Annotated in this window: 9 protein-coding genes; all 9 read left to right on the forward strand. The window is 39.6% G+C overall.

What is annotated here, in order from left to right; all coding sequences use genetic code 11:
• The first annotated feature begins 10 nt into the window (after positions 1-10).
• The 9 genes from ABJV04_RS06195 to ABJV04_RS06235 all read left to right on the forward strand — a co-directional run bounded on the left by ABJV04_RS06195 (position 11) and on the right by ABJV04_RS06235 (position 11,854).
• Positions 11-2,179 carry a TonB-dependent receptor gene (locus tag ABJV04_RS06195; RefSeq protein WP_348490441.1) on the forward strand — a complete coding sequence of 723 codons (2,169 nt, stop codon included), beginning with the start codon at positions 11-13 and terminating at the stop codon, positions 2,177-2,179.
• Between the two features lie 267 nt (positions 2,180-2,446).
• Positions 2,447-3,781, forward strand: coding sequence for a sensor histidine kinase (locus tag ABJV04_RS06200; protein WP_348490442.1), 1,335 nt, complete (start codon positions 2,447-2,449; stop codon positions 3,779-3,781).
• On the forward strand, positions 3,781-4,428 hold the full coding sequence (locus ABJV04_RS06205; RefSeq protein WP_348490443.1) for a response regulator transcription factor: 648 nt from the start codon (positions 3,781-3,783) through the stop codon (positions 4,426-4,428). The genes ABJV04_RS06200 and ABJV04_RS06205 overlap by 1 nt, the downstream gene beginning before the upstream one ends.
• 230 nt (positions 4,429-4,658) lie before the next feature.
• On the forward strand, positions 4,659-5,978 hold the full coding sequence (locus tag ABJV04_RS06210; RefSeq protein WP_348490444.1) for an anti-phage deoxyguanosine triphosphatase: 1,320 nt from the start codon (positions 4,659-4,661) through the stop codon (positions 5,976-5,978).
• A 94-nt stretch (positions 5,979-6,072) separates the two neighbouring features.
• Positions 6,073-7,074, forward strand: a complete 1,002-nt coding sequence (gene msrP, locus ABJV04_RS06215; protein WP_348490445.1) for a protein-methionine-sulfoxide reductase catalytic subunit MsrP — start codon at positions 6,073-6,075, stop codon at positions 7,072-7,074.
• Positions 7,075-7,698 carry a protein-methionine-sulfoxide reductase heme-binding subunit MsrQ gene (gene msrQ / locus ABJV04_RS06220; protein WP_348490446.1) on the forward strand — a complete coding sequence of 208 codons (624 nt, stop codon included), beginning with the start codon at positions 7,075-7,077 and terminating at the stop codon, positions 7,696-7,698. It abuts the gene before it with no gap.
• Positions 7,699-7,760: 62 nt separating this feature from the next.
• Positions 7,761-8,141 carry a hypothetical protein gene (locus ABJV04_RS06225; RefSeq protein ID WP_348490447.1) on the forward strand — a complete coding sequence of 127 codons (381 nt, stop codon included), beginning with the start codon at positions 7,761-7,763 and terminating at the stop codon, positions 8,139-8,141.
• A 265-nt stretch (positions 8,142-8,406) separates the two neighbouring features.
• Positions 8,407-8,877 (forward strand): YchJ family protein, encoded by a 471-nt coding sequence (locus tag ABJV04_RS06230; protein ID WP_348490448.1) that lies wholly within the window; start codon positions 8,407-8,409, stop codon positions 8,875-8,877.
• 445 nt (positions 8,878-9,322) lie between these two features.
• On the forward strand, positions 9,323-11,854 hold the full coding sequence (locus ABJV04_RS06235; protein WP_348490449.1) for a TonB-dependent receptor: 2,532 nt from the start codon (positions 9,323-9,325) through the stop codon (positions 11,852-11,854).
• Positions 11,855-12,089 lie beyond the last annotated feature (235 nt).

Here is a 12,089-nt window from a genome sequence, read left to right on the forward strand (position 1 = left end):
GAATAAAATCATGATGCTGAAACCAAGCCTAATCAGTACGGCGATACTGACATCGTTCTTAGTAACATCTAATGTTACCTACGCTGAAGATAACTCCGCAAGAGAAATTGAAAAACTCACAGTAAACGGTATTTTACCCAACCGACTTGAAGCTGTTGGTGGCTCTTTTGATATTCTTGATGAAGCCTATTTACAAGCCAGACGTCCATTGTCCGTTAATGAACAGTTAAGAACCTTACCAGGTGTGATGGTTGTTGCCGACGGTAGTATGAGTTTTGATTTAAATATTGGCATACGAGGCCAAAATCCACGACGCAGCGCTAAAGCTATGATCATGGAAGATGGAATGCCACTGCAGTTAGCTCCTTATACTGATCCAGTAAACCATTATGCAACGCCTTCATCTTCGCTTAGCCGAGTGGAAGTGGTTAAAGGGGCAGGACAAATATTATATGGTCCACAAACCTTAGCAGGTGCCGTGAATTTTATAACCAAACCGGTGACCAGAAGTGGTGAAATAGAAGGGAGTCTTACGTCTCGTTTTGGCAATCAAAATTTTCGTGGTCTACATGGAAATATTGGTTATGGGAACGAAAAAGGCGGCATCATGTTTGACGTTTCCCAAAACAAAGGTGACGGCATCTTTAACGACAGTGATTACGACATAAAAGATTACCGCTTTAAAGGCGAATATAACATCACCGACCGCCAAGTTTTGGGACTTAAAGTGGTGCATACTAAAGATCGCCGTAACCAAACTGAAAATTATTTAACCCGCGATGAGTATGCTGCAGACCCCTATTCTCATCCAACGGCTGAACTAGATAAATGGCAACAAGATCGTGATGTGGTGCAACTTACTCACAAGTTTGCATTAAACGACAGCTTTACATTAAGTTCTCAAGCCTACTATACGGATATTTTTCGTAACGGTTTACGGGGCACAAATAGTGGTAGAGAAGTCGATGGAGTTTGGGAGTCACGGTTACGCAACTGTGATGCGGTAGGCGATACTAATGGCGACGGCAATGTGACCACTTCAGATATCGGTGACACTGACATTGATGTCTGTGGCGGCCGTCATGCTCCACGTCAATATTATACTTGGGGCCTAGAAAGTCGCGCTGATTTTACCCATAGCTTATTTAACTTGGAAAATGATGCCATTGTTGGAATGCGTTTTCATAAAGAAGAAGTTCACCGTCAACAAGTATATGCAACCACAACAGCTCAGCGACTAGATTACCAATTAGCTTTAGTCGAAGGAGAGGATCTTGAAGGCGAACGTTATGATGGCTATGCCCTATCCTATTACGCACAAAACACAACTTATATGGACAATTGGTCGGTAACAGCGGGATTTCGCTATGAAGATGTGCGTACCAGAAATACCGATGACCTCTCCGCTGATAGTGTTTCCGACGATTACACTAAATTCCTACCTAGTTTGAGTGTTGCTTGGAATGGGATAGACAATACGACGATTTTTGCTGGTGTACACAAGGGAATCTCTCCTTCTCGGGCGGATCGTGATTTGGCTGCATCCGGTACGCGAGCGGTACCAGAGGAAAGTACCTTGTATGAATTTGGAATGAGAAGTCAATACCTCAAAGGAATCAATCTATCCGGAGCTATTTTCCACAACGACATCAAAAACACTATCGTAGATAACGGTGCCACCTTTGATAATAGCGGTAAAAGTGAACAACAAGGTATTGAATTGGCAGGCCGTATTAACTTTGGTGACATGAATGAAAGCACTAACAATCTATATTTGTCAGGGGCTTATACCAACTTATGGACAGCAGAATATGTTAAGGCGTCAGATCCTGAAAATGATGGTAATCGTATGCAATATGCTCCTAAGCAGTTGATGAACTTAGATTTAGGCTATGAGCATCATTTAGGGATTGATGCCAGAATTGGTGTGCAATATGTTGGAGAACAATTTGTCGATGATGAAAATACTCTAGTTGAAAGTGGTAATGGTATTGAAGGCGTTATTCCCAGCTATACAGTATGGAACGCTACGGTGAATTATTATATTCCTGATACCAGGGTAACCCTGTTTGCCAGTGTAGAAAATTTATTTGATAAAACCTATTTAGTCAGCCGCAACGAAGGCAAACTAGCAGGTCGTGAAAGACTGTTTTTTGCTGGCATGACCTTTGATTTTTAATGGTTAACGTCACTAGCTTAGAGTAATGTAAAAAAGATGAACAGGCACTGCCCACATGTTGTTGTGCTTGTTCATCTTGTCATTTTGCATATCACAATTTATAACAGCAATAACCTTTCTAATTTACTCAGTTTTTAACCCGCCAGTGTTTTCATCAGTTAGCCATCCCCAATATCTGTATAGATAGTTCCAAAGTATGAGGAATATGAACCCAAGGAACAATGCCTATGGTTTTTGTGATGGGTATGATCATATTTATAGAATCAGATGACGGACGATGGAATTCTACAAATGAGTATGCGTGGGCTTATCAATTTTAGAATTATTGCGTCGGTTATCGTGATATTGATTTTCAGTGTCATAATTGCAGTCTGGCAAGCTCGAGTGTCAGTAGAAAAAGAAGTGCGATCTTCCATCAGCTTAGCCGTGCAAATGCTTGAATTTGGTTTTGAGCAAGTATCTTCAGGTAATGAAGAAAAACATGCTTGGTTTGAAAAAATCGCCACTATACAACCCGCAAGACATCTTAATATTTCCATTGAAGATACGGACAATTCAGAAACGCACCAGCAAACGCTTTATCAAAACAGTACGGATAACGACACCCCCCTATGGTTTATCAAATCAGTAATGGCAGATTTTTTGACCCATAATTACGATGTGAAAATTGCTGATGGCTCGGTGAAAACCATATTCATCAGTGCTGATCCCATGGATGAAATCAATGAAGCTTGGGGCGAAACAAAAGCTTATTTTGCGACAATTGTGTTGATGCTAGGTTTTATATTTTTAACCGTTAACCTAGTGTTTAATTCCATGTTCAAATCAGTGAATGCCATATTAGCTGGGTTACGACAAGTTCAAGGTGGTCATTTTGATTTTAAATTACCGCAATTTAAGATCAGTGAATTTGATGCCATTGCAACCCAAATCAATGGTATGACGGGGTCGTTAAAAACGGCACAACAGAATAATCAAGCCCTTGCCTTGCATACCATGAAGATCCAGGAAAATGAACGGCAAAACATGTCTAGGGAATTACATGACGAAATGGGCCAATCATTAACGGCAATTAAAGCCATGGCGGTAACCTGTCAACAACCGAAAACCGATGTAAAAGGTATCACGGCTTCAATAATTGATATTTGCGATCATTTGGCAATTGTTGTTCGTTCAATGATGAAAACCCTCCACCCACTTAGTTTGTCGGAGTTAGGTTTAAGTGCAACCCTTTCAGAATTAGTGGGCGAGTGGCAACGACGCAATGAAAAACTAGTGTTTGATCTTGAATACGACCCATCACTGGAAAAGCTGAGTGACGAAATTACCATTCATGTTTATCGAATTGTTCAAGAGTGTTTAACCAATGTTGTGCGCCATGCGAATGCGTCAAAGGTGGATATTTTACTTAAAAATGAAGATGGCCGAGTAAAACTAACCGTAACCGACGATGGTCAAGGTAAACAAATCAATCCAAGTGGTTTTGGTTTATTGGCAATGCGTGAGCGAGCAGAGAATTTAGGTGGGCACTTCCAGATTAAAACAATGGAAAATGGCGGTGTAAAAGTCGAAGTTGAATTACCTTATTGGGAAGATAAGTAATGAAAACAGATAAAATTAAAGTGCTATTAGTGGATGACCATATGGTGGTCAGAGCAGGTTTTAGAATGTTACTTTCCTGCCAGGATTTCATAGGCGAAATTGTTGATATTGACCGAGGTGAATTAGCAACCAAAGCCTACCAAAACTTTAACCCCGATGTCGTGGTAATGGATTTGTCAATGCCCGGTATTGGTGGTTTAGAAACCATACGTAGACTCTGTAAATGTTATCCCCATGTGTTAATTTTAGTCTACAGCATACATGATGAAAGGATTTATGTTGAACGAGCTCTCGACGCCGGCGCTATAGGTTATGTTACCAAAAATAGTGCAGCTGAAGTGTTAGCCAAAGCGGTAGGAGTAATTGCCAGTGGCAAAAAATATATTGAAAAAGGTTTACTGCCAGAAAGTCCAGAAATCAGGTTAAAACACCCCACTAAAAATAAGCATAAACTCAATGTACTCTCACCAAGAGAGTTTGATGTTTTTCGTTTGCTGTCCAAGGGACTTAATGCACATAATGTCGCCAACGAACTCAGCCTCAGCTATAAGACTATTTGTAACTACAATACTCAGATAAAAAACAAACTAAATGCCAGTACCTCGGCAGAATTGGCCAACATTGCTATGGTCCACAACATAATTTAAGCATTGCTGATTATAGGGAAACGTAAAGTTGAATGTTTCCCTTCGCCCCCATAATTGCTTAAGTGACAATACTCTATAAATAAGTTAATTTATTCCTAACGCTTTGATTTAAAAAGATCGATCTAAGAATTTCCAGCGCTGCATCAAAGTATATTTAATGCAAAAACAAACATGAGAAATGTCGTTAATCACTAATTTAAAAAACCAATTAAATAGGTAGGATATTGTAGATGTGGACCCAAAGAAGAGAATCAAATCAATCTATTCGTACTGGGGATCACCGAAATCCTTACCAACGTGATAAAGCGAGAATTTTACATTCTGCTGCGTTTAGGCGTTTACAAGCTAAAACCCAAGTTTTAGGTGTAGGTATGAGTGATTTTTACCGCACTCGCTTAACTCACTCCTTAGAAGCATCACAAATTGGACATGGTATTACTTCACAGTTACGCAATAAGTATCCGCAACTAACCGAGCAACTTGAAGTAAATGAACAACTCATTGAAGCACTTTGTTTAGCCCACGATATAGGTCATCCGCCCTTTGGTCATGGTGGTGAAGTTGCATTGCATTATAAGATGTATCAACACGGTGGTTTTGAAGGAAACGGCCAAACCTTTCGAATTGTTGGAAAACTAGAACCCTATACCTTAGAGCATGGTATGAACTTAAGCCGTCGAACTATGTTGGGATTGGTTAAGTACCCAAACTTTATCGATACCCTCACCAATCATAATATTGAAACAGACCAGGTACCTCACCGCCAAGTAAAAGCTGACCTATGGCATCCACCTAAAGGTCTTTATAAATGTGACTCAGAAATGTTGAGTTGGCTGTTAGAGCCTCTATCAGATAATGATAAACATAAATTCGTTGGTTTTAATCAGTTTGATGATAAACATAGTAAAACGCGATTCAAAACCTTTGATTGTTCTATTATGGAATTAGCCGATGACATTGCTTACGGTATTCATGACCTTGAAGATGCCATCGTTATGGGGATTATTCATCGTGATCAGTTCCAACAAGAAGTGACTGCAAAAATTAAAAATCTAACAGATTTTGCATTATCAAAAAATATCGACTCCATCACCGACAAGCTGTTTAGCGAATATCATCATCAACGTAAAGATGCCATCGGTGCTTTGGTAAATGTTTTTATCACATCAATTGAAATTGTTGAAAAAACTGAACACTTTGATGAACCCTTGTTACGTTACGATGCAGCCTTCCCAACGTCTTGTCATCAAGCCTTAGGGTTATTTAAAACATTTGTATTCAATCGTGTTATCCGTAAACCAGACATTCAATTGATAGAGTATAAAGGCCAACAAATAGTAATGGAGCTTTTTGAAGCGATTGAGTCAGATCCTGCGCGGCTTTTACCTGAAAATACTCGAATTAGATGGCGTGCTGCTGAATTAGAAAATAATGGAAATCGAGTTATTGCAGATTATATTTCTGGCATGACAGATGGCTTTGCTTCGAAACTATACAGTACGTTATTTTTGCCAAAATCCGGCACCATTAACGATCAATTTAGTGGTTAGTTTTATGGTTTATTACTAAAAGATTGCAACTTTTTGTCCAATTCATCTTTCTATACGTATAAGTGCAGCGTTCTTAGAATTTATTGGATTGATAATGTTAATAAAAACCCCAAAAAAGAGTGATGAATTAGAAAGTCAGGTAACCCCCAAAGCTGTCTATCAGCAGCGTCGAAATATGCTTAAAACAATGGGGTTCTTAGGCACCAGTGCCCTACTCGCTAGTCAACCTGCACGCGCAATAAGTTGGTTTTCAGATGATGACGAATTATTTAAAACGATGCCTTTGTCATTTACCAAGTCGTCTCAGTTTAGTACCCAAGAAACGCTTACACCAATTGATAAAGTCACTTCCCACAACAACTTCTATGAGTTTGGCACGGCTAAATCGGATCCCAAGGAAAACGCGCAAAAATTTAAAGTTGAACCATGGAAATTGGTCATTGATGGTTTGGTCGAGAAGCCCATTACCTTAGACTATGATGATCTCACTAAATTATTTCCACTTGAAGAAAGGATCTATCGCCTTAGATGTGTAGAAGCTTGGTCAATGGTTATTCCATGGATTGGCTTTCCGCTGGCAAGTTTAATCAAAAAAGCCAGTCCCCTTAGTTCAGCTAAATACGTCGCGTTTGAAACCTTAGATGATCCAAAACAAATGCCAGGCCAGAAAAGTCGCTTTATTGGTGGAGGAATTGACTATCCTTATGTTGAGGGGTTACGTATGGATGAAGCACTACACCCTTTAACGTTAATGTCCGTTGGTTTATATGGTGAAACCTTACCTCCACAAAACGGTGCTCCCATCAGACTTGTGGTGCCATGGAAATATGGGTTTAAGAGCATCAAGTCCATAGTGCGTATTAAATTAACCGATAAACAACCTCCCACTACTTGGCAGAAATTAGCGGCAAACGAATATGGTTTTTACGCAAATGTAAATCCGGCTGTTTCTCATCCACGTTGGAGTCAAGCCAGTGAAAGGCGCATCACCAGTGGTGGCCTTTTTAATCAATCTCGTGTTCCGACACTTCCCTTTAATGGATACGATGAAGTCGCCGACTTATATAAAGGCATGGATTTGAGGCGCTACTTTTAAATGAAGATAAGATTAACCAACAGACGCCTATTTTGGCTAAAAGTAATCATTCATTTATCTGCAGCCCTGCCGTTAGTTTGGGTTTTTTACCAAGGATCCATAGACCAACTTGGCGGTGATCCCGTTAAAGAGATTCTGCATTTTACTGGCATCAGTGCATTCAACTTGCTGTTAATTTCTCTTCTGGTTACGCCCTTAGCAAAGCGATTTAAATTAGCTGCTTTGGTTAGAGTGCGGCGATTGCTTGGTCTATATGCATTTGTCTATGCTTTGGCACATTTCCTTAGTTATATACTTTTTGAGCTGCAACTTGCTTGGCAACTATTGATATCGGAAATTGTTAAGCGGCCCTATATCACCGTTGGTTTTTTTGCTTTTGTTATTTTACTGCTACTGGCTGCAACATCCACTGTATGGGCACAACGTAAACTGGGAAGAACTTGGCAAAATCTACATAATTTTGTCTATCTTGCTGGAATATTAATCGCCCTGCATTATATTTGGTCAGTTAAGTCAGATATCCTTCAACCCCTTATTTATTGGGCTTTACTGCTTATTTTATTATTTTTTAGAAAGCAAAAACTGACACAATTGGTTAAAAAATGTAAAAAATCACTTGCATGAATAGATACACAGTACTACTGTATATACAACCACTGTATAAATGCACACTATAGAGGCAGTTCATGGCACAGGTAGATTTAAATCAACAAGCATGTTTACCCAATCACAATCAATTGCATTATCAAAACTATAAAGCACATTACGGGCTTAATGGATTATCTGATGCGAAATGGATGTATCTAATTTCTGACCGCGTAAGCTATGCAGGTAAATTTGAAAAAGCGATTAAGTTAAACAAACCATCTCAAGAAGTATTGTTTAACTGGCTTGAGAAAATTATTCTTGGGGGACAATGCTCAGCATTATTCGTTGAAGACTTGCCCATTGATGATATTCGAACGGCTAGAATCAAATCTCTTTGTGAGCAAAACTTTATCACTCTGATCAATTTAACCTTAGATGGCACTCTACCTGATAATTTGATCATCGGTCCGTGGCACTAAACTCTTAATGCTAAAGACTAGTTCAACCTTGGTGTAATTTTGATTACCGTTGGAGGGCAAAAAACATAGTTCAGTATTTCAGGCTTACGGGGAAAAGGAATGAAAGCCTGAGGTAAAAGGTCTGAGGTTAAAGTAATCAATAAAATAACCCATATTTTTTAGACAAAGTTCGAGTGTCTAAAGTAGAGTTTCTATTACTCTATTGTTTGTTGTTTAATTCTAGATTAGATTTACCGCTGATGAATATCCTAGAGTAAGTTAAGCGATGCAGCATAATAACCAAGCATGTCCCTGTTGCAGTAACAAGTCCTTCGCAGACTGTTGTGGGCCATTTATTTTCCGAACAAATTCTCCTGTTAGCGCCGAGCAATTAATGCGTTCTCGATTCAGCGCCTATGCAAAAAAGAACTACCAGTATATTTTGGATACCTACGCGACTAGTTCTCGTCAAAACCTATCGGCCAATGAACTACAACAAGGGGATAACGGTACTCAATGGTTATCCTTAGAAATTGTTGACTGCCCTAATGTTAACACCGTTGAATTTAAAGCTTACTCTTGCGTAGATAACTGCTTTTATTTACTTCATGAAGTATCAAACTTTAGGTTGGAAGATGAACAGTGGGTATACGTAGATGGCAGTATTATAAAAGACACGGGGCCATTTACGCCAAATCGAAATGAACAATGTCCTTGCGGTAGCGGTAAAAAATACAAAAAATGCTGCTTAAGCTAATAAAACGTCCTTTAAGCCAATAAAAAGATAGTTGCTTTTAGTTAACTATTTTTACCTTAAACGATTATAGTCTGTACCGTCTTAGCCCTTATTAAATAGGGGTTAGGGTCAGATTACTAACCATCCTAATTGTCCGTATTTGGTAACATAATCCCCACAATAGGAATAACTTTGTTAAATCAACTCTAGGCTTATCACTCTTCCTTATATCTTATCTATTTGATTTTATTATTTTTAATTGAACTTTAATGGAAATTTGTAAGAATAACAGGTGATATTGCACTGTTTTGGGGATTATCTGCAATAAGTATTTGCAGATATATTTTAACAGTCTAAGATCATAAGCAACCTCCGCCACAATAATAATAATTTGATTCTCATAAAACTGAAAAATATCAAAACACTACGCGGGGTTATTTCACATTAACATCAGGACACAACATATATGAAAAAAACAGCTATTTTTAAAGCCAAAGACCATTGGTTAAAAGTCGCTTTAATGATGAGTGCTTCGACCGCAATTTTCACTTCCTTACCGGCTCTTTCTCAACAATCAGCAGAAGCAGACACTGAATCGGTCGAAAAAATCAGCGTTATTGGCTCTCGTCGTTTAGGCCGTACTGTAGAAGACAGCCCTGTTCCCATCGATATCATTGGTGCTGATGCGCTGAATACGACAGGCCAAACTGAAACAAATATGATTTTGGGCAGCTTGTTACCTAGCTTTAACTTTCCTCAACCGTCTCTAACTGATGGTACTGACCATGTTCGACCTGCTCAATTAAGAGGTTTAGCGCCTGACCACACTTTGGTACTCGTAAACGGTAAACGTCGTCATTCCAATGCGTTACTTAACTTAAATGGTTCTACAGGTCGTGGCTCTTCTGCTGTTGATTTGAATGCAATACCTGCAAATGCCATTGAGCGTATTGAAGTGTTACGCGATGGTGCTGCGGCACAATATGGTTCAGACGCGATTGCTGGCGTGATTAATATTGTATTAAAAAGTGCCAGCAGTGGCGGTTCTGCCTCTGTAACCTATGGTGCCAACGTAACCACTATGGATGGCGTACCAGAATTACAAGATGTGGGGATTGGTGAAGACGGCAACCTAACTTTTACCGAAGGTGGTGATCGTGAATTAACTGATGGCCAAACTGCCACATTAAGAGGCAACATTGGTTTAGAACTTGGTGAAGACGGCTTCCTTAATATTTCAGCTGAATTCCGTGATCGCAGTGCGAGTAATCGTTCAGATTACGATACCCGTGAAAACTATGCCCGTTTAGAAGATGGTTCTTTAGATCCCCGTGAACTTACCTGGGATCGTTACAACCATAACTTTGGTAACGGTGAGGTCGAAGATATGGCTGTATTCGTTAATGCCGGCCTGACACTTACTCCTGAAGCAGAATTATATGCCTTTGGTTCATACAGTACTCGTGAAGGCGAAGGCGGCGGTTTCTATCGTAGAGCCCAAGATAGCCGTAATATTGAAGCAATCTACCCTGATGGGTTCTTGCCAGTCATCACTTCTGATATCAATGATTTTTCATTGGCAACAGGTGTAAAAGGTGATTTGAATGAATGGAACTACGACGTATCTGCGGTTTATGGTGAAGATGAGTTTAAATTTGGTGTCATCAATAGCTTAAACGCTTCTCTTGGGCCAACCAGCCAAACAGAGTTTGATGCAGGAACCTTGATCTATGATCAATTCACCTTAAACCTCGACTTCAGTCGTGAAATTGACGTTGATGGTTTAGCCAGCGGCGTTAACCTTGCGGTTGGTGCTGAATATCGACATGAAGGTTATGAAATAAAAGCCGGCGAAGAAGCGTCTTATATCCAAGGTGAATTTGATGGCGCAGCGGGTTCTCAGGTCTTTCCTGGATTTACTCCTGAATCAGCTGGTGACAACAGTCGTCATAACATCAGTTTATATGTGGACTTAGAAGCTTATGTTACTGATGATTTAAATGTCACTGTGGCGGCGCGTTATGAAGATTATTCTGATTTCGGTTCTACCGTAAATGGTAAACTGGCGACTCGTTATACTCTTACCGAAGATATCGCTCTACGAGCTTCAATATCCACAGGTTTTAGAGCACCGTCTCTTCAACAACAATACTTCACATCAATCGCCACTGTTTTTGTGGATGGCGAACCTACTGAAACCGGTACATTTGCTCCTAGCAGTGATGTAGCCCAAGCTTTAGGCTCTCCTGGCTTAGACGCTGAAGAGTCAGTGAACTACGGTGCAGGTATCACCTGGTCGCCTGATTCAAATGTAAGTGTGTCCGTTGATTATTATAAAATTAAGATCGATGATCGTATCGTCTTATCAAATAACTTATCCGGCGCGGAAATTGAAACCTTATTAGAAGGTACGGGAGCCAACCGTGCACGTTTTTTCTTAAATGCTATTGATAGTGAAACTTCAGGTGTCGATGTAGTGGTTTCCTATAACACTGATATTCAGAACTGGGGTGATATTGCCTTTAATGCCGGTTTTAACTACAACAAAAATGAAGTTACAGACATCATAGATCCTCCAGCAGTACTAGCAGGTGCAGGCTTTGATCAAGATAATTTGTTCTCAGATGTTGAGTTAAGACGTTTTGAAGTTAGCTCGCCAAAAACCAAACTTAATCTAAGTGCTATTTGGAATATGGATGATTGGCATGCAACTGTGCGCACTACTCGATATGGTGAGACTCAAGAGCCATCAACTGATCCAGCAACTAACGAAGTGTTACCTGAAAAATGGGTTACTGATTTAGATGTAAGTTATGATGTCTCTGAGAATCTAACCCTGACATTAGGCGCAAATAACTTGTTTGATGTGTATCCTGATACCACTCGTACGTTGGTAGAAGAAGTGGGTACTTTCTCAAGATTGTTCCCCTACTCAGGCTTTTCACCATTTGGCTTTACTGGTCGTTTCGTTTACGGAAAGGTTTCAGTTACATTCTAATGGCGTAAATCAGTCACTTGTTTTTTTAACCAGTAACACGTGAATTAGATAATTAAATACAAGTGGATACAGTGGTTTCTGTATCCACTTTTTTTTGTTTTTTGAATCACTAGATTGACAAAAACAGTGGAACTTTTATTTACCACTTAAATATTCAAGTCATTAAGTAAAAAATGTAACGCTTGTGTACACCAGCAAATCTCAAACTGTTTTTTAAAGGGAGGGGTCTTTGCAG

The sequence above is a fragment of the Aliiglaciecola sp. genome (assembly GCF_039982535.1).
Lineage (GTDB): Bacteria > Pseudomonadota > Gammaproteobacteria > Enterobacterales > Alteromonadaceae > Aliiglaciecola.

Bases quoted from the DNA above. Each gene is read 5' to 3' on its own strand.
- ABJV04_RS06195 (WP_348490441.1), top strand. From the start codon at position 11: ATGATGCTGAAACCAAGCCTAATCAGTACGGCGATACTGACATCGTTC.
- ABJV04_RS06200 (WP_348490442.1), top strand. From the start codon at position 2,447: ATGACGGACGATGGAATTCTACAAATGAGTATGCGTGGGCTTATCAAT.
- ABJV04_RS06205 (WP_348490443.1), top strand. From the start codon at position 3,781: ATGAAAACAGATAAAATTAAAGTGCTATTAGTGGATGACCATATGGTG.
- ABJV04_RS06210 (WP_348490444.1), top strand. From the start codon at position 4,659: ATGTGGACCCAAAGAAGAGAATCAAATCAATCTATTCGTACTGGGGAT.
- msrP (WP_348490445.1), top strand. From the start codon at position 6,073: ATGTTAATAAAAACCCCAAAAAAGAGTGATGAATTAGAAAGTCAGGTA.
- msrQ (WP_348490446.1), top strand. From the start codon at position 7,075: ATGAAGATAAGATTAACCAACAGACGCCTATTTTGGCTAAAAGTAATC.
- ABJV04_RS06225 (WP_348490447.1), top strand. From the start codon at position 7,761: ATGGCACAGGTAGATTTAAATCAACAAGCATGTTTACCCAATCACAAT.
- ABJV04_RS06230 (WP_348490448.1), top strand. From the start codon at position 8,407: ATGCAGCATAATAACCAAGCATGTCCCTGTTGCAGTAACAAGTCCTTC.
- ABJV04_RS06235 (WP_348490449.1), top strand. From the start codon at position 9,323: ATGAAAAAAACAGCTATTTTTAAAGCCAAAGACCATTGGTTAAAAGTC.